Raw genomic sequence first — 17946 nt, forward strand, 5'->3', positions numbered from 1 at the left:
AAGTCGGCCCCCTGCCCCCTTGGTTAATAAGAGATTTACCAAGGAGACGATAGGGTGAACGCAAAGTTATGCGTCACGACTGCCGGATCATAAATGATTGCCAGCCCAAAGCCCTATCAACGCGGTGTCTCCCTGCCGAGCTCCAATCCGTTTCAGCGCCTTGCCGAACTCCTGGAAGGGGAGGCCGCCGGACAGGATCCGATCATCATGACGATCGGCGAGCCGCAGCACGCGATCCCGCCCTTCACGGCGGAAGTTCTGATGGAGAACATGGCCGGCTTCCGCCGCTATCCGCCGATCAACGGATCGCCGGAATTCCGGCAGGCGATCGCGGCCTGGCTCGACAGACGCTATTCGCTTGGTGGAGCCATCGATGAAGAGCATGGCGTCTTGCCGCTGAACGGCTCCCGCGAGGGCCTGTCCTTCGGTGCCATCGCCGCACGTGACCAGCTGGACAAGGGCCTTGATCATCCGGCCGTGGTCCTGCCCAACCCGTTTTACCAGACCTACGCCGCCGCCGCACATGTGGCCGACGGCGAAGCGGTGCTGCTCGACGCGGTCGCCGGCAACAACTTTCTGCCGGATCTCGACAGTCTCGACGAGGACCTGCTCGAGCGCACCGTTGCCTTCTATGTGGCCTCTCCGACCAATCCGGAAGGGTATGTCGCCGACATCGCCTATTGGCAACGCCTGATCGGAATGGCCCGCAAGCACCGGTTCATGATCTTCGCCGACGAGTGTTATTCGGAAATCTACCGGGACACACCGCCCCCGGGCATTCTGGAAGCCGCGCTGCCGCTCGGCGGCGGCTTCGCCAATATCGTCGTGCTGAATTCACTGTCCAAACGCTCGAACCTGGCGGGGCTCCGATGCGGTTTTGCCGCCGGCGATCCGGACTTCCTGAAAAAGTGGGCCAAGTTCCGCGGCCTCGCCGCACCGCAAGTGCCCCTGCCGGCCCAGGCCGTCGCCGTGCGCGCCTATCAGGACGAGGCCCATGTCATCGAGAACCGGCGCCTCTACAACGAGAAATTCGCCGCCGCCGAACGGATACTGAGCCCGATCCTCGGCCCGGTAACGCCGGAAGCCGGTTTTTTCCTCTGGCTCGATGTCAGCCGCTGGGGTGACGGGGTCTCGGTCACGAAATCCCTGTGGCGCGACACCGGGCTGAAGGTCCTGCCGGGCAGTTTCCTCGCCTCCGATCAGTCGGACGGCAGCAATCCGGGGCGGAACTACATCCGCATCAGTCTGGCGGCACCGCTGGACCAGGCTGTGGTCGCCCTGACCCGATTGGCCAACTGGATGGGAGAGACGAAATGAGGCGGGCTAGCACAGTTCGCGGCAATGGCCGCAGGGCCTCGGTCGATCTTCTGGACACCGAAAGCCCGTTCAAACGGTTTCTCCGCCGCAATCTCGTCGGCGCAGCCGGACTCGGCATCATCGCAATCGCCGCGATGCTGGCGGCCGCCCTCGCGACCTGGTCGGTCAGCGATCCGAGCCTCAATCATGCCACCGGCGGCCAGGTGCGCAATGCGCTCGGAACGCCCGGCGCCGTGCTTGCCGATATCCTGATGCAGACCATCGGTCTGGCAACCGCCGTCTTTCTGGTTCCGCTGGTTCTGTGGGGCTGGCGCCTTTTGACCGGCCACGCGCTTGGTATCGGCCGCCGCCGACTGATCTATTGGCTGATCGGCTCCAGCCTGGCGGCGGGTGCCCTGGCTTCGCTGCCCGTGCCGGAAAGCTGGCCACTGCCGACAGGTCTTGGAGGGTTCTTCGGCGACACGGTCCACCGCATTCCTGCCCTGATCACCGACAACATGACCAGCGGCGCGGCAACCATCGTCGGCGGCCTCGGCCTCGGCGTGCCCGCAGTCCTCTGTCTGCTCGCCGCCGCCGGCTGGCTGGGCTCGGTCGGCGCGCCTGCTCCGCACGTCGAACCGGCAGCAACGCCGAAAGGCCATGGCAAATCGATCGAGGACGACCTTGGTCTCGATGACGACGAGGGCGAGTCCCGCCTGTCCCTGGTGGCAAGTGCCTTTGTCGGCCAGATGGAACATTGGGGCCTGCTTGCCGCGGCCCAGCTGCGCCGCGTCACCGGCCTGCGCCGCAGCCATCACCAGGACGACGTGGACTGGGACGAGGAAGAGCACGATACGGATTACGAGCCGGAAGACAGCCATCAGGGCAGCCGCCTGAAGGCCTTCCGCAGGGCCCTGACCGGCCGGTTGATGCCGGAAGACGACGACGGCCTTGAGGAATTCTACGAGCGCGGCCGTCACGGCGACGATGACGAGGAAGACCCCTATGCCGAGCCGCCCTTCGACGAGGACGGCGAAAGCTTCGCGCCGGACGATCTTCTGATCGACAAGGGTCCCGTGGCTGGCCGGCCCACCGTGCCCGTCGGCATCGCGGCACCGGAACCCGCGCCTCAAGCCGCACCCACGCCGCAGGCCGGCCGCGTGATGCCGCAGGCACCGCGGCCGAAACAGAGCAAACGCGCCATCGAGGAGGCCCAGCCGTCCTTCCTGGGCGCGCCGGAGGAATACGAACTGCCGCCACTCCGGCTGTTGGCCGAGCCTAAGGCCACCGGCAAGGTGCCGGGCCTTTCCGCGGATGCCCTGGAGCAGAATGCCCGCATTCTGGAAGGGGTGCTGGAGGATTTCGGCGTGCGCGGCGAGATCATCGAGGTCCGCCCGGGTCCGGTCGTCACCCTTTACGAGCTGGAGCCGGCGCCGGGCATCAAGTCTTCCCGAGTCATCGGCCTTGCCGACGACATCGCCCGCTCCATGAGCGCGATTTCCGCTCGTGTCGCCGTGGTCCCGGGCAAGAACGCCATCGGCATCGAATTGCCGAACGCACGGCGCGAGACCGTTTACCTGCGTGAACTGCTGGCCGCCCAGGATTTTGAAAAATCCAAGTGCAAGCTGGCGCTGGGGCTTGGAAAGACCATCAACGGCGAAAGTGTCGTCGAGGATCTGGCGCGCATGCCGCACCTGCTCGTCGCAGGAACGACCGGCTCCGGCAAGTCTGTTGCGATCAACACCATGATCCTGTCGCTGCTCTACCGGCTGAACCCGGATCAGTGCAAGATGATCATGATCGACCCGAAGATGCTGGAACTGTCGATCTATGACGGCATTCCGCATCTTTTGACACCGGTGGTGACCGATCCGAAAAAAGCCGTTGTTGCGCTGAAGTGGGCCGTCCGGGAGATGGAGGACCGCTACAAGAAGATGTCCAAGATGGGCGTCCGCAACATCGACGGCTATAACACCCGCATCAAACAGGCGCTGGAAAAGGGCGAGAACTTCACGCGCACCGTCCAGACCGGTTTCGACCGCGACACCGGCCAGCCGATCTACGAGGAAGAAAGCCTGCCACTGGAGGCGATGCCCTATATCGTCGTCATCGTCGACGAAATGGCCGACCTGATGATGGTGGCCGGCAAGGACATCGAGGGCGCGATCCAGCGCCTGGCCCAGATGGCCCGTGCCGCCGGCATCCACCTGATCATGGCCACCCAGCGCCCGTCCGTGGACGTCATCACCGGTACGATCAAGGCGAACTTCCCGACCCGGATCTCCTTCCAGGTGACCTCGAAGATCGACAGCCGCACGATCCTCGGCGAAATGGGCGCCGAACAGTTGCTCGGCATGGGCGACATGCTCTACATGGCCGGTGGCGGCCGCATCCAGCGCGTCCACGGACCTTTCGTCTCCGACGACGAGGTCGAGGAAATCGTCAAGCATCTGAAGGTCCAGGGCACACCGCAATATCTGGAAGCGGTCACCGAGGAAGAGGATGAGAGCGACAGCCCCTATGACGGCGGCGGCGGACTGGCCGGCGGCGACGAAGGCAACGACCTCTACGACAAGGCGGTCGCCATCGTCCTGCGCGACAAGAAGGCCTCGACCTCCTATGTCCAGCGGCGCCTCTCCATCGGCTACAACCGGGCGGCCTCCTTGATCGAGCGCATGGAGCAGGAAGGCCTGATCAGTGCCGCCAACCATGCCGGCAAGCGGGAAATTCTGGTTCAGAATGGCGTAGAAGAAGAATTTTGATACGCCATTTCCCACGATTTTGTGGAATTATGAACAAGGATGCCAAAGCTTTGCCACACCTGATGCCTAGGTAAGGCGAACGCCCGACGCAACGAACAGATTTAGGACATTGCAACATGCTGAAACGCCTCGCACACCGTCTGAGCAAGCCGTTTGCGGCGGCCGGTCTGGCCGCGGTCCTCACCCTGTCGGCGCTGCTTCCGGCAGCCGCCCTGACTGATCAGGAAAAGAAGACCCTTCAGGATCTGAACGCCTATTTCAACTCGGTGAAAACCATGCATGGCGACTTCATCCAGTTCGGTCCGGACGGCAGCCAGTCGGACGGCAAGTTCTACATGGCCCGCCCGGGCAAGGTGCGCTTCTATTACAACAAACCGTCGGTGCTCGACATCGTCGCCGACGGCAAGTCGGTTTCCGTGCGCGACCGCAAGCTCAACACCCAGGATATCTGGCCGCTGGGCCAGACGCCGCTGCGGTTCCTTCTGTCCGACAACATCGACCTGCAGAAGGACACAAACGTCACCAACGTGCTGGTCGAAGAGGATCTGGTCACGGTCACGATCTTCGACAAGACCAAGTTCAACTCCGGCACGCTGACGCTGATCTTCGATGCCAAGGACTATGCCCTGAAACAATGGACGGTCACCGACCAGCAGGGCTACGACACTTCCGTCGCGGTCTATAACGTCGTCTCCAACGGCCCGACCAATCCGGACCTCTTCAAGATCGACTATCTGGCCAATGCGCAGCAGGACAGACGTTGACCGGCGTCAACAGCAGCCGCTCAGTTGTCGCTCAGCTGCTGGAAAACTATTGCGCCGCCAGGGGCCTGCGCCTGACCCTTGGCGACCCGCATGGCCATGCCGGTCATGTCGAGAACCGCGCGGGCAAGCGCTGGTTCTTCAAGGGCACGCGTTTTGACCTGAATCCTTATGGCGCGGCCGAGGTCGCCAACGACAAGGCCTATACCTGCCGCTTCCTGAGCGAGGCAGGCATCGCCGTGCCCAAAAGCCACTTCGTGCCGGCCAAGGACATCCGCACCGGCAAACGCCCGCCCGAGGACGTGCTCGATTTTGCCGAGGACACCGGCTTCCCGCTTTATGTGAAACCGAATGAGGGCCAGGAAGGCATTGGCGTCATGCGCGTCGACACCTATCACACGCTGCAGAACGCCCTCCATATCCTCGCCAAGAGCCACGAGGCCATGCTGGTCCAGGAAGAGATACGCGGCACGGATCTGCGGATCCTTGTGCTCGACGGCGAAGTCTTGTGCGCGTTCGAACGCCACGCACCCGAAGTCACCGGCGACGGCACCAGCAGCCTTGCCGAACTGGTCGATGCCCACCCGAGCATCGATCCCGGCGACGGCCGCATCGATTTTGAACTCTCCCAACAGGCGTTGATGCTGGAAAGCGTACCGGAAGCCGGCCGCACCGTCAGCCTTCTGCCGGTCTCGAACCTCTCCTCCGGCGGCACCGCAAAGATCATCACCGCCGCGCTCGCGCCCGAACTCCACGCCATGGCCCGCCAGGCGGTGAAGACTCTGGGCCTGCGCTATGCCGGCGTCGACCTGATCGTGCCCTTTGTGCAGCGCCCGGACACCAAAGCCGTGGTGCTGGAAGTCAACGCCGCCCCGGGCCTGGCCAATCTCTACCGCCGCGGCTGGGAAGAAACCGCCGCCGTGAAACAGGTCTACGAAAAGGTCTTTGAGGCCACGTTCGGGGAGTGACCGTTAGGATCCGTCCTGGTCGTCGCGGCTCTTTTCGATCAGAGCTTGAGGCCCTCTAATTCCGTAATCAAACAGAAAATCAGGGAGACAGCGATGCGCGCGATCACCTATGACCGATTTGGCCCGGCAGAAGAGGTGCTGACACTCGAGGAGCTGCCGACCCAGAGTGCGGCACCGGGCGAGGTTCTGGTGCGGCTCGCCACTTCCGGCGTCAATCCGTCGGACATTCGCGCGCGCGCCGGCGGCCGGCCGGGTGTGACCGAACCGCCTTTTCCGAAAATCATCCCCCACAGCGACGGCGCGGGTGTCATCGAGGCGGTCGGCGAGGGCGTTTCCAAAGCCCGGATCGGCGAACGGGTCTGGATCTGGAACGGCCAGTGGCAGCGCGCCTTCGGTACGGCCGCGGACTATATCGCCCTGCCCGAAGGCCAGGCGGTGAAGTTGCCGGAGGAGACGTCGTTCGAGGAAGGCGCCGTGCTCGGCATTCCGGGCCTGACGGCGGTGCATGCGGTTCTGGGCGGCGGGCCCGTCGCGGGCAAGACGGTGCTGGTCAGCGGCGGCGCCGGCACGGTCGGTCATCTGGCGATCCAGGTGGCGGCGGCCTCCGGCGCCAAGGTGCTGGCAACAGCGCGCGGCGCGGCCGGCCTGCAGGCCGCTCGGGATGCCGGCGCCGCCCATGTCTTCGACTATGCCGCCGACGATCTGGCGGCGGACATCCTGGAGGCCACCGGCGGCAAGCTGGTCGACCGCATTGTCGAGGTTGAGTTCGGCAGGAACGCTGAAACAGACACAAAGGTCATCGCCGAGCGTGGCACCATCGCAGCCTATGGGTCGGCCAAGGACATGAGCCCGGTGCTGCCCTTCTATCCGATGATGTTCAAGGCCGCCACGCTCGACCTGGTGCTGGTCTATCTGCTCTCTGAGACCGAGCGCCGAAAGGCTGTCGGCAACCTGACGGATCTTCTGGAGCGCAAGGCCCTCAACTTCCGCGTCTCGCAGGTGCTGGACCTCGCCGACTGCGCCAGGGCTCATGGCATCATCACCGCGGGGGAGCGGGCCGGGTCGGTTTTGTTGAAGATCTGAAGCGCCACCGCAAGGGAACCTCACCGTTTTGCCGACTGGAAGTCGCCGGTCAAACGAGGCAAGGTCGGCGGAACACATCTCAACGGGGTCGATCCAATGACAGAAATCGTGATTGCAAGTGCCGCGCGCACGGCCGTCGGAAGTTTCGGTGGCGCGCTCAAGGACAGCCCGCCCTGTGATCTGGCGACCACGGTCGCCAAGGCGGCGATCGAGCGGGCCGGGATCGAGGCAGGCGTGATCGACCAGGCCTTTTTCGGCAATGTCATCCACACCGAGCCGCGCGACATGTATCTCTCCCGCGTCGCCTCCCGCCAGGCCGGTGTACCGGATCACGCGCCGGCGCTGACCATGAACCGGCTCTGCGGCAGCGGCTTGCAAGCCATCGTCTCGGCGGTTCAGGCAATCACCCTTGGCGACGGAGAGATCGCTCTTGCCGGCGGCGCGGAAAACATGAGTCGGGCGGGCTATTCGCTGCCCGGTGCCCGCTTCGGCCAGAAGATGGGCGACGCGCCGATTGTCGACATGATGACCGGCGCGTTGCACGATCCGTTCGGCATCGGCCATATGGGCGTGACGGCGGAGAATGTCGCCGAGGAACACGGCATTTCACGCGAGCGCCAGGACGCCTTCGCGCTGGAAAGCCATCGCCGGGCCAGCGCGGCCACCAAGGCGGGCTTCTTCAAGGACCAGATCGTGCCGCTGACCCTGGGACGCCCGGGCCGGGAAACCGTCTTCGACACGGACGAACATGTCCGTCATGAAGCGAAGATCGAGGACATGGAAAAGCTCCGGGCCGTCTTCAAGAAGGACGGCCGGGTCACGGCCGGCAACGCCTCCGGCCTCAATGACGGCGCGGCGGCGCTGGTGCTGATGAGCGCTGACAAGGCGAAAGCGCATGGCGTCACCCCGCTCGCCCGCATCCGGTCTTATGGCATTGCCGGCGTCGATCCGGCCGTTATGGGCATCGGCCCGGTCCCGGCGATGCAGATCGCCATGAAGCGCGCCGGGATTGCCGCAGGCGATCTCGATGTGGTCGAATCCAACGAGGCCTTTGCGGCCCAGGCCTGCGCCGTCAACGACCTGCTTGGCCTCCCGGAGGAAAAGGTCAATCCGAATGGCGGTGCGGTTGCCCTCGGCCACCCGATCGGCGCCACCGGCGCGATTATCATGACCAAGCTGGTTTATGAGCTTCAGCGCGGCGGCGGCAGCCTGGGCGCTGCCACCATGTGCATCGGCGGCGGCCAGGGCATCGCGGTGATCGTGGAAACGGTTGGCTGAAATACAGCGGCACCGTGATCCCCATGCCGACGGAACGGGGTCACGGCGCTGATGTCGCACTCTTGAATGCACAATCCCTGCAAACACTCCGCAAGGCTCCTGCAAACCTGGACGCCAGGATGAATCGAACTTTTAAACCACGTCCGGCATTCTCCAGTGCGCCATCTCTTGAGCCCGCCCATGAGGCTTTTCCTTCGGCCTCTTTGTATCTATCTGTGTCTTTGCGCGAGTGCATTTGCCCATGCGCCCTACTATTCCGATGAGATACGCCTTTCCGGGCCGGGCGGTGAAACGCTGAGCCTCAAGATCCTCAATGGGGACGGGATAATCGTCGCCGATCCGCAACAGGCCATCATAGTTGACGACACGGGCAGGTTCCTCGCCGGCTCCCCGATCGCCGAAGCGCTTTCCGCGTTTTGTGCGGCATCTGCCAGAGTTGAGGATTGCGTTGTCTACGACGCGCATTTTGGGATGCTCTATCAACCGCTCCCGTCTCGCTTCGAGCCGCGTTCTGTCATCGAGAAAGACGGCAAGCCGACCGTCTATCCCGACTATGGAACCGCGGTCTTCGGTTTCTCGGTCCGCAAAGCATCTCCTTGGGAAATCGCCGGATACGAGCTCCTGAACCTGCGCACGGCCCCTGTGATCACGGCCCTCGCCGTTGCCTGGTGGACCTTGCTGTTCCGGGTCGGGCTTCCGATCCTGACCGATGTTCGCGATCTGATTTTGGGTCGAACACCCACCCTGGAATTCGTTTCCGCTCTCAGCATCAGGACTTTCCTGGTTGCCCTGATCCTCTTCTTGACCTTCCTGGGATGGATGGTCTCGTTTTATTCTGTTTGGTACCTGGCCTTTTGCGCCGGATCGGGCTGCCTCCTGGCGAACCTGTTGCTCTTCTGGAGACGGAACCCGCAGGACGGGCACTCGGGAACAGCTTCCTGAATTCGGTCGTAGGCAAAGCAGACTCCCTTTGTGCCCTCGAAACCAATCTCGGCGCTGCCATCATGCGCCTCGGCGGTGGCCAGGACATCAAGGTGATTGCGAAGACCGTGAGAATGGTAGGAGTTTTCGTCACCGACACTCAGATGGTTATTGAAGCCTAACGCGGCACCTCTCAAATTGCCGTGCATAATTTAAATAAACACCTATAAATACATATTTGTTTTCTATTGCCACAAAAGCAAAATCCGCGATAATTAGAGTATCATGACAAGGCTTTCAACGACCTTATCAGGAATACTACGTATTAAACGCGTTGTATGTCTAATAGCCGGCTGTCTGACAACAACCGGAACAGCCTCGGCCTATTGTCCCGGACCCGTCGCCATTGTCGAAGATCTTGCCCTGAATGCGGTTGTCCTGCCTCTGGTGAAGGACCTTTATCGGCAGCTTGGCTGCGAGCTGACAACAGCGCCCTATCCGGGCCGGCGGGGTGTCGTCGCCTTCAACGCCCATGACGTCAGCGGGGAACTGTTTCGCCTTCGTATGATAGAGGGGTCGTATGAGGTCGAATTCGTTCGATCCGGGCAGCCGGTTCTGGAAGCCCAGGAAGCGATCTGGATTCACGGTTCCAGAACACTGAATGCAAACAGCAAGATCGGGTATGTCATCGGGCGCTGGTGGCAGGAAAACCATGCCCATGCCAATGTCGCGCAACACCGCTACGTCAAATATTCCAATTCGGGGGATCTTTGGCTCGACTATGAACGCCATCTCGTGGATGGGTTTCTGGCCAACAACATCCTGGTCGAGACCGTTTTGGAAGAGGGGAAAATCTCGGACAAACCGGTGCTGGCCCATCTGATCCGGACGTCACAGATGTACCACTACCTCGGCATCGAATTCACGCCCTTCATGTCCGATTTTTCGGACCTTCTCAAAGATCAAGCGCTTACACAGTAATTGACAAGACGATTGAGGCAGTCGAGCGCCAGCACTGGCCGGCACCCGAGATGATCGCATATGTCTTCGCTGCTCAATAATCGCCGAGCTTGATCTCCCGCGAATATTCCGCGCCTTCGACGTCCTTGGTCACCGCTTGGCCGCAGATGGTGGCGCCTCTTGTGGCGTCATAGGTGAGGGAAGGCGAGCCGGCGAGCTGCCAGCCCTTGTTGAGGGCCTGGGTGACCCGATGGCAGAACTCGCTGTCGTCGACGCCGGTGATGAAGCGGTAGAGTTTCATGATGGTCTCGCTAATGAATCAGGTTCGGGCCGCGATGGCGTCGGCGATGGCGATCACCCGCTTGCCCATCTCCGCATGTAGCCGCTCCACCATCTTGCCGTCCACCTGGATCGCACCCTTTTGCGCATTTTCCGGCTTGTCGAATTCTGCATTGATGAGCCGCGCCCAGGCTATCTCGTCCTCGGACGGGCTGAAGGCGGCATGGCACGGGCCGATCTGCTTCGGATGGATCAGCGTCTTGCCGTCCATGCCCATGTCGACGCCCTGCGCACATTCCGCGGCGAATCCGTCTTCGTCCTGAAAGGCATTGTAGACGCCGTCGAGAATATCAATGCCACCCAGACGCGCCGCGGCGACACAGGTCATCAGCCAGGGCATCATTGCCGCCCGGCCGGGCGTCAGCCGGGCGCGGGTTTCCTTGGAAAGATCGTTGGTGCCCATGACAAAACAGGAAAGACGCACGGCCGGGTCCTTGCCGCAAGCGCCGATGGCGCCGGCATTGAGCATGGCTTCCGGCGTTTCCATCATCGCCCAGAGCCTGACCTTGTCGGAAGCACCCAGAACGGAGAGCTTGTGCGCAATCAGCTGCAGATCGGCGGGCGTGTTGACCTTGGGCACCAGGATCGCGTCCGGGTCGGCCTTGACCGCGGCCGCCAGATCCTCCTCGCCCCAGGGCGTGTCCGAGCCGTTGACACGGATGACGACCTCTCGTTCGCCGTAACCGCCGGCCGAGACCGCGGCAACGATCTGCTCGCGGGCCAGCTGCTTGGCGTCGGGGGCGACCGCGTCTTCCAGGTCGAGCAACAGGCAGTCGACATCCAGGGTTTTGGCCTTCTCCAGAGCGCGCTGGTTGGAACCGGGCATATAGAGGGCGGAACGGCGGGGTCTGAGCGGTGACGTCATGAAACGATCCCTGAAGCTGACGGAACGGATTTCCGGTTAACCTAGTGGATCGCGCGGGCCGGGGGAATCCGCCGAAGGGGGAACGGCGGCGGAATTTCCGGCCCCGGGTGACAAGCCTTGCGTCAGGAGATGTGAAACGACCAGCGCAGCGCTGACGGGGAAGTCCGGGTTTCTTCGATTTTCTTTTTCAAAAACAAGCGGATACCGGCATTCATGCCGTTGGCCGCGGACTTTTCGCGGACCAGGGACAAATACATGCCAAGTCCGGCGAGGACATAGACACAGGCAAACGTGATCATGACCACATCCTGTCCCGATATCTCGACCCATTCCGGCATGCCTGGCTCCATTGGCTTAAAGCGACACCGAAAATTTGGCACAAGATCGACGAAAATTGAGACCGTCTGCGTCACACTTTGTTGGTTTGCGCCGCCGCGGCCTTTTTCGCCGGCGATCGGAAGATCATGTCCTTGGCCGCGATCACCGCGCCAAGCGTGATCGCCAGACAGGCGAGACCCACGGAAAGGGTCAGGGCGCCGAAGCCGAAGGCGATCAGCAGCAGGGTCGACAGCAAAGGCGCGGAATAGGCGGCCGCGCCCAGGACCTGGATATCGCCGCGCTTGACGCCGATGTCCCAGGTGAAAAAGGCGAGCCCGACCGGGAAGGCGGCCAGGGCCAGCACGGAGGCCCATTCCAGGGGTGCTGCCGGCCACACGGTCTCCTCCAGCAGCAGGTGGCAGAGCCCCGACAGCAGCGCCGTCATCAGGCAGAACCCGGCGACGGCCTCGGTCGGCACCGCGCCGAGGCGCCGCGACAACACCGAATAACTGGACCAGAACAGGCAGGAGGCCACCGCCGCGCCATAGCCGAGCATCGAGCCGCCGGCGAAGTCGACGCCTTCACCGCCGGTAATCAGCAGCACCGCTCCGGCGAGCCCCAGCACCGTGCCGAGAATGTGATGCAGGCGAAGCTTTTCACCGGGCAGCAGCGCGGAAAACAGTACGATCAGCAGCGGCCAGGTGTAGTTGATCAGGTTGGCCTCGACGGGCGGCGCGTTGCGGATGGCGGTGAAATAGAAAAAGTGAAAGCCGAACAGGCCGAATGTGCCGAAAGCCCAGACACCGAGCGGCTGGCGCAACAACCGGGTGCGGCCGGTCGCCAGCAGCCAGATCAGCGCGACGGAACCGGAAAAGCCGAAGCAGAGCGTGTTCAAAAGAAAGGGCGGCACATGGCCCGACCCCGCACCGAAGAGGCCAAGTGTGGCCCACATCAGCACCGCGCTCAGTCCGATCCCCGTTGCCTTCAGTCTGCCTGTTTCCGCCATGCCACCCTGCCGTGTGATTTGAACCAACGCTCATGGCACGAATTGACCTTTTGGGAAAGGGCGGGAAAGGCTTGTGCCGTTCATCTCGCAGCGCGCCATAATTGATCGTGGTCCTTGAAACCGGATCCGGTTTCGGGACATTGTGAGCGCAACGTCAGTCGATTTGCTTTCCGGAGACTTCATGACAACACTGCAAATCAGAGCTCTCGAGCTGGATGATGCCCATAAGCTCTCGCCGCTCATTGCCGAAAATGCCCAGGCCCTCAAGCGCGGCGCGCCGCGCCGGCCCGACGACTATTATGCCGAACGCATCCTTGCCGACAAAACCGCCGAAGTGCTCGGCGCGCTGAAGGACGGTGAACTGGTCGGCTTCGCGGTCTATTTTGACCTGCCGGAGCTGATCACCGGTCTGCGCATCGGCCAGTTGGACGACATCTACGTACATCCGGACCACCGCAACCAGGGCATCGGCCGCAAGATGATCGACACGCTGGTGGCAGAGGGCAAGACCCGCGGCTGGCTGCATCTGCGCTGGATCGTGCCGGGCAAGAACACACCCTCCGTCGCTCTTTATGAAAAGATCGCCGAGCCGGACCACCGCAAGAGCTACATCATTCCGATCGACCGCATCGCCGGCGACTGAAACAAAGGTGTTTCAAGGCGCTGGCCAGGTTTGAAACATGCGTCGCCCCGGGGACCGAACAAGCTCCGGGTCGACGTCGTTAAAGCATGTCGCGTTTGTTCAAGCTCAGCTTCCCGCGGCGAAAAGCGGCGGGATGCGGCCGACCGGCAAGAGGCCGACTTGAACCAGTCCGCGGTTGAGCGTGACCGGGATCTTGATGGTGCGCATACCATCGACCTCCGTTGCCGCCGGCTCCAGGCTTTTGACCATGCCTTCGATCAACGGATAGGTCTGGTCCTGCGGCGAAAACAGCGGTTTCAGTGTCTCAAGCAATACCTGTGCATTGCCGAGCGCCACTTCGAGCGTTCCGGACAGCGTACCGTCTCCGGCCAGCACCAGGTCGCCGCTTGCAACCGCGCGGCTCGGCCCGATGGCCGCCTCGGCCAACATCAAACGGAGCGGCAATTCGCCGTCATTCGCCAGAACCAGCGTCACAAGATCTGCTCCGGCAAGCAGCGCCATACCATTTGCAACGCGCACATGGCCGCGCAGCCGCACCGTCTCCATAAGGTTTGGCAATGACTTCAGCGCCAGATTGTCTATGGTGACAAAACCTTCCAGCATGCCGTCGATATCGGGGACCTCGCGCAGGTGAACTTCCGCCTTGTCGGCGGCAAACTGCCCGGCCGACGCAAGGGAGGCCAGCGAGGCTTCCGGGCTCTCGACCACGGCATCGAGCGCGCTCAAGGCGTTTTCCGACAATCTGACGCTGGCCCGGGCCGTGTCCCAGGTAACATCGCCGGTAACGCCGGAGACCGGCACGGCCATTGCCGCCGGCGACCGGGCCTCAAAAATCACGTGCCAGGGATTGTAAATCAGCGCGACGGCGTTCAACCCGCCAAGGGATCCGGTCGCCCCCCAGCGATCGATCGATTTCATGTCCCGGCAGGCAATTTCATAGCGGAAGGGGTAGCCGGCGATGCCGAGATCGGAGCAGGTGAGGTCCAGACCCTGTTCCGCCAGCCGCCGCATTTGCAGATCCAGCTGCCCGGCCAGCACCGAGCGGCCATAAAACCAGGCGGCCGACCAGCCGGCCACAACGATGACGATCGCGGCGATCAGCAGAATATAGCCCCGCCGGGACGGTTTCGGAGGTTTGGTCTTCGTATCGGACACGTGGGCGTGCTCTCTCTGTTTGGACCGGCAAGCGGCATTGAACTGACCGGTGCGGCTTGGTATCTCCGCATCAGCACGAACAAAAGACAGGACGATATGAGCGATTTTTGGGTCTTTGGCTACGGCTCTTTGATGTGGAACCCGGGATTTGACTATCTGCGTGCGGAACGGGCACTGCTCCGGGGTGCGCACCGGTCGCTCTGTGTCTATTCCTGGGTCCATCGCGGCACCGAGGAACGGCCGGGACTGGTCTTTGGTCTCGACAATGGCGGCGCCTGCCGGGGCATGGCCTATCAGGTCGATGCCGGCATCTGGCCCGATGTCCTGGCTTATCTGCGCGCCCGGGAACAGACCACGATGGTCTACAAGGAACATCACCACCACATCGAGCTCGACAGCGGCGAAAAGGTCGAGGCCCTGGTCTATATGGTCGATCACGGCCACCGGCAATATGCCGGCGCGCTGCCGCTGGAAGAGCAGCTCGAGATCGTCAGGGGCGCCGTCGGCAAATCGGGCGAGAACCCCGAATATGTGATCAACACCGCGGCCCATCTCGACGAAATGGGTATCAAGGACAGCGGCCTCGCCTGGCTTTCCGCCCGGCTGCGGGACCTTCCGGAGGACTGAGCGCGATTCCTTTGAACGGCATAGGCATATCCGCTTGTTCCCGTTTCCCCCGCGAGGCAGAGGACTCGCATATGACCGAGACCTGTCCGCAATCGCTCACACATCCTTTCGTGTGGGGAGAAGGCGCTAAGTTCTGCCACATGTGTTTCCTTGCCAAAGATGTCGGGAATGACATAACCCTCGGCGTCATCCCGGCCAAGCGGAGCGCGAGCCGGGACCCACTCGCAGATCCCCGTGCCAAAGCGTTGGGTTGTACTACAAAAGTGCCTCCTCTCATGCTCTCTGCAAACGAGTAGGCCCCGGGTCTCACTTCGTTCGCCCGGGGTGACACCGATATTTGTGGCGTGTCTGCCATATGCGATTGCCCTGCCGCGCATGGGAGAGAGGGATCCAAGAGGTTTGCGCCGTATTTCATGGATAAGACCTCGAACCGGGCGGCCAGAAACTTCCCCCGAAACAAGAAAGGCCGCGCTGAAGCGCGGCCCTTTCTTTGCTGCTGTGAGGCGGATCATTTACCGGCGCGGTCCGCCTTCCTTGTTGATCGGGCCCGCCGCGGAGGTGCCGTTCCAGTCGCCGAGGGACGGCAGGATCAACAGATTGGCCGAGGCGTGAGACCGGGTCTGACCACGGACGGAAATCGGCACGTCGCCATTGAGGTCACCATAAGCCTGGTCGGCGTAATCGGCAGTCGCCGCAGGGCCGTTTACCCGGACCGTCTGGCCGCGCGCAGAATTCAACGCCTTGGCATTGTCCGCCTGCAGCTGACGCACCGACACCGGCTCGTTGCCGGACAGGTCACCAAAGGTTTGGCGCGGAAAATCTGCCAGCGCGGTTCCGATCGCCGCTACGGATACGATCCCGGCGGCCAGCAGGGAGGTGAGGATTTTGCGGGAGGTCTGCATATTCAAGCTCCGTGTATTGATTGCTCCCGGTTTTTGCGTTTGTGAGGAGATCACATTGGCTACGACCGGGCGTTGACGTTTTGACACACCGGATATGGGAAATTTTTTTCAGCAAAAAACACGAATAACCCGCATGTGAAAACATGTTTACTTGGAAACAAGCAATCACATAGCCGTGTTACTTAAGTTATCTAAATAATAGTTACAAAATGAAGTATTTTAGAAGACAACCTCGCCTTCATTCCTAGGGTCAGGACCCATTCATTTGAGTGAAATGGTAGGGATAAATTTGTTCGGATACGAGGCGCAAAGCTGCAGGAAACCGTCCGGTTTCCAAAGATTTGCAACGACGTTGCCGGGCAAATTCACCCTATCCCGGAGGGACGCAAAAACGGCTTTGATTTGCTGCGTCAAACCGCTCAACCGGGCATGAAGCCCGCTTTTCGCGCTTTTCCTTGCAACTCGTTGCCGTTTGTTGCGCCATTTCGATCAAATGAATGAGTCCTGACCCTAGGCGGCGGGAGACTGCCCTATCCCTGCCGAGCCTGTCTAAGGGAGTCCACCTGATGGAGCACAGGCGACGGCCGCGCGGTCTGGCGGGCTTCCTCTATCAGCCGGTCGCTGGCGGTCTCAACCGAGGTCACCATGCGCTCATAAAAATCCTCGGGTGCAAGACCCGCCTCGATCGGCGGCAGGATTTCCACGATCACGGTGCCTGGATAGACTGTCCAGGAGGAGCGCGGCCAGTAGAGGCCGGCATTGTGCGCGATCGGCACCACCGGGCATTTCAGTTCCCGATACAAATGGGCGATGCCGTATTTGTATTTCGGCTCCGCGCCGGCGGGGCGGCGCGTGCCTTCCGGGAAAATCAGGATCTGGCGTTTTTCGGCAATCGCTTCGCGGGCGGCCTGCATCATCGCCGCCAGCGCCTCGGAGCGCTTGCCCCGGTTGATCGGGATCTGTTTGAACTTGGCCGTGTACCAGCCGAAAATCGGGATCCAGCGCAATTCCCGCTTCAGGATGAAGGTCGGGCTGGTGAACAGCGGGATCAGGGCCACCGTTTCCCAGGCGGACTGGTGTTTCATCGCGGCGATAAAACCGCCGTCAGGCAGGTTTTCCCGCCCCCGAACTTCCACCTTGATGCCGGCAAACACCCGCATCAGCAACTGCAGGATCCTCGACCAGGTCGGCACCACCCACCAGCCCCAGCGCCGCGGCAGCAGCATGACCGGGGCAAACAGGAGCATCAGAACCAGAGTGACGGAATAAAAAAGGATCTGAAACAGGGTCGAACGCAGAAGAAGCATGGCACCAAACAGGCTGAAGGATATGGACCACCCCGGAAGCGCAAATTGACCGCCGTCAGCTCACGCTCTTCACGGTAATCCGGAGTCTGGCGAGGATATACTTCACATATTCGCGCATGAGAAGCCGGATCGTGGCCGGTTCCCGGTACCAGGTGTTCAGTTTCAGATCCTTGGAGAAGACCGGATAGGCAATCAGCTCGACATTCGGCAGAGCACCGGAGAGCTCCGCCTCCGCTCTCGGCAGATGATAGGCGCTGGTGACCACCAGAAGGGAGGAAAAGCCGTTCTTGCGGACCCAGCTTGCGGTTTCCGCCGCGTTCCCCGCCGTATTGAGCGCGACCCGGTCGAGATCGACGGTCGATTTTTCAAGCGGCATGGTGGACGCGGTCACAGCCGCCAGCTGCTTGCGCGTGGTGCCGGGATGAACGCCGGAAATCAGGAGACGGTTGGCGCGGCCCTCTTCCAGGAGACGCACCGCTTCGCTGACCCGCGCATGCCCGCCGGTCAAAACGACGATGGCGTCCGCATTGGCTGTTTTGGGAACTTCGATGGTGGCGATCTTGTGGGCGAAGAGCGCGAACTGACCTGCGGCGCCGGCCAGCAGCGCCGTCACGACGGCGACAAAGACAATGCGAAGCCCAAACCGTCTCTTGCGCGCCGGCGCGGACAGCGTCCCGGCCCGCTCCGTGACGGCCGCAACTCCGTCGTCCAGAGTGGGGTCTATGACTGTGTCAGCATGTGTCATGGCGCGACTA

At 62.0% G+C, this 17946-nt stretch carries 18 protein-coding genes; 10 read left to right on the forward strand and 8 right to left on the reverse strand.

All coding sequences use genetic code 11. The features are described 5' to 3' along the window. Positions 1 to 93 precede the first annotated feature (93 nt). From M0H32_RS19740 to M0H32_RS19775, 8 genes are all read left to right on the forward strand, one after another. Positions 94 to 1317 (forward strand): aminotransferase class I/II-fold pyridoxal phosphate-dependent enzyme, encoded by a 1224-nt coding sequence (locus M0H32_RS19740; protein WP_248156955.1) that lies wholly within the window; start codon positions 94 to 96, stop codon positions 1315 to 1317. Then, positions 1314 to 4058, forward strand: coding sequence for a DNA translocase FtsK (locus M0H32_RS19745; RefSeq protein WP_248156956.1), 2745 nt, complete (start codon positions 1314 to 1316; stop codon positions 4056 to 4058). The genes M0H32_RS19740 and M0H32_RS19745 overlap by 4 nt, the downstream gene beginning before the upstream one ends. Positions 4059 to 4174: 116 nt before the next feature. Next, positions 4175 to 4822, forward strand: coding sequence for an outer membrane lipoprotein carrier protein LolA (locus M0H32_RS19750; RefSeq protein ID WP_248156957.1), 648 nt, complete (start codon positions 4175 to 4177; stop codon positions 4820 to 4822). Then, on the forward strand, positions 4819 to 5787 hold the full coding sequence (locus M0H32_RS19755) for an ATP-dependent carboxylate-amine ligase (protein WP_248156958.1): 969 nt from the start codon (positions 4819 to 4821) through the stop codon (positions 5785 to 5787). Before M0H32_RS19750 ends, M0H32_RS19755 begins: the two co-directional genes overlap by 4 nt. 93 nt (positions 5788 to 5880) lie before the next feature. Further along, a complete protein-coding gene (locus M0H32_RS19760; RefSeq protein WP_248156959.1) occupies positions 5881 to 6870 on the forward strand; it encodes an NADPH:quinone reductase in 990 nt (329 codons plus the stop codon). 96 nt (positions 6871 to 6966) lie between these two features. Beyond that, positions 6967 to 8148, forward strand: a complete 1182-nt coding sequence (gene bktB / locus M0H32_RS19765; RefSeq protein WP_248156962.1) for a beta-ketothiolase BktB — start codon at positions 6967 to 6969, stop codon at positions 8146 to 8148. Positions 8149 to 8328: 180 nt separating this feature from the next. Continuing rightward, on the forward strand, positions 8329 to 9090 hold the full coding sequence (locus M0H32_RS19770; RefSeq protein ID WP_248156964.1) for a hypothetical protein: 762 nt from the start codon (positions 8329 to 8331) through the stop codon (positions 9088 to 9090). Positions 9091 to 9516: 426 nt separating this feature from the next. Then, on the forward strand, positions 9517 to 10050 hold the full coding sequence (locus M0H32_RS19775) for a hypothetical protein (RefSeq protein ID WP_248156966.1): 534 nt from the start codon (positions 9517 to 9519) through the stop codon (positions 10048 to 10050). A gap of 73 nt (positions 10051 to 10123) precedes the next feature. Here the strand turns inward: M0H32_RS19775 and M0H32_RS19780 are convergent, their stop codons facing one another. The 4 genes from M0H32_RS19780 to yddG all read right to left on the reverse strand — a co-directional run bounded on the left by M0H32_RS19780 (position 10124) and on the right by yddG (position 12557). Further along, positions 10124 to 10330: a DUF1737 domain-containing protein gene (locus M0H32_RS19780; protein ID WP_248156968.1), complete on the reverse strand. Its 207-nt coding sequence runs from the start codon at positions 10328 to 10330 to the stop codon at positions 10124 to 10126. 18 nt (positions 10331 to 10348) lie between these two features. Further along, on the reverse strand, positions 10349 to 11233 hold the full coding sequence (locus tag M0H32_RS19785) for an HpcH/HpaI aldolase/citrate lyase family protein (RefSeq protein WP_248156970.1): 885 nt from the start codon (positions 11231 to 11233) through the stop codon (positions 10349 to 10351). Between the two features lie 122 nt (positions 11234 to 11355). Beyond that, positions 11356 to 11571, reverse strand: a complete 216-nt coding sequence (locus M0H32_RS19790; protein ID WP_248156972.1) for a hypothetical protein — start codon at positions 11569 to 11571, stop codon at positions 11356 to 11358. A 71-nt stretch (positions 11572 to 11642) separates the two neighbouring features. Beyond that, positions 11643 to 12557, reverse strand: a complete 915-nt coding sequence (gene yddG, locus M0H32_RS19795) for an aromatic amino acid exporter YddG (RefSeq protein WP_248156973.1) — start codon at positions 12555 to 12557, stop codon at positions 11643 to 11645. Between the two features lie 181 nt (positions 12558 to 12738). Between yddG and M0H32_RS19800 the strand changes: the two genes are divergently transcribed. Then, positions 12739 to 13200 (forward strand): GNAT family N-acetyltransferase, encoded by a 462-nt coding sequence (locus M0H32_RS19800; RefSeq protein ID WP_248156974.1) that lies wholly within the window; start codon positions 12739 to 12741, stop codon positions 13198 to 13200. A gap of 105 nt (positions 13201 to 13305) precedes the next feature. Here the strand turns inward: M0H32_RS19800 and M0H32_RS19805 are convergent, their stop codons facing one another. Next, positions 13306 to 14355, reverse strand: coding sequence for a DUF2125 domain-containing protein (locus tag M0H32_RS19805; protein WP_248156975.1), 1050 nt, complete (start codon positions 14353 to 14355; stop codon positions 13306 to 13308). Positions 14356 to 14451: 96 nt separating this feature from the next. Here M0H32_RS19805 and M0H32_RS19810 point away from each other — a divergent pair, with 96 nt between their 5' ends. After that, complete coding sequence (locus M0H32_RS19810) at positions 14452 to 14982, forward strand: gamma-glutamylcyclotransferase (protein WP_248156976.1); 531 nt, start codon at positions 14452 to 14454, stop codon at positions 14980 to 14982. 512 nt (positions 14983 to 15494) lie between these two features. On the opposite strand, the gene M0H32_RS19815 is transcribed toward M0H32_RS19810, so the two are convergent. The 3 genes from M0H32_RS19815 to M0H32_RS19825 form a co-directional block, all read right to left on the reverse strand. Further along, positions 15495 to 15884 (reverse strand): hypothetical protein, encoded by a 390-nt coding sequence (locus tag M0H32_RS19815; protein ID WP_248156977.1) that lies wholly within the window; start codon positions 15882 to 15884, stop codon positions 15495 to 15497. A gap of 530 nt (positions 15885 to 16414) precedes the next feature. Continuing rightward, positions 16415 to 17191, reverse strand: a complete 777-nt coding sequence (locus M0H32_RS19820; protein WP_248156978.1) for a lysophospholipid acyltransferase family protein — start codon at positions 17189 to 17191, stop codon at positions 16415 to 16417. 55 nt (positions 17192 to 17246) lie between these two features. Continuing rightward, positions 17247 to 17936 carry a YdcF family protein gene (locus M0H32_RS19825; protein ID WP_248156979.1) on the reverse strand — a complete coding sequence of 230 codons (690 nt, stop codon included), beginning with the start codon at positions 17934 to 17936 and terminating at the stop codon, positions 17247 to 17249. Between the last annotated feature and the right edge of the window lie 10 nt (positions 17937 to 17946).

It is taken from the genome of Roseibium sediminicola, from assembly GCF_023156505.1.
GTDB classification, from domain to species: Bacteria; Pseudomonadota; Alphaproteobacteria; order Rhizobiales; family Stappiaceae; genus Roseibium; species Roseibium sediminicola.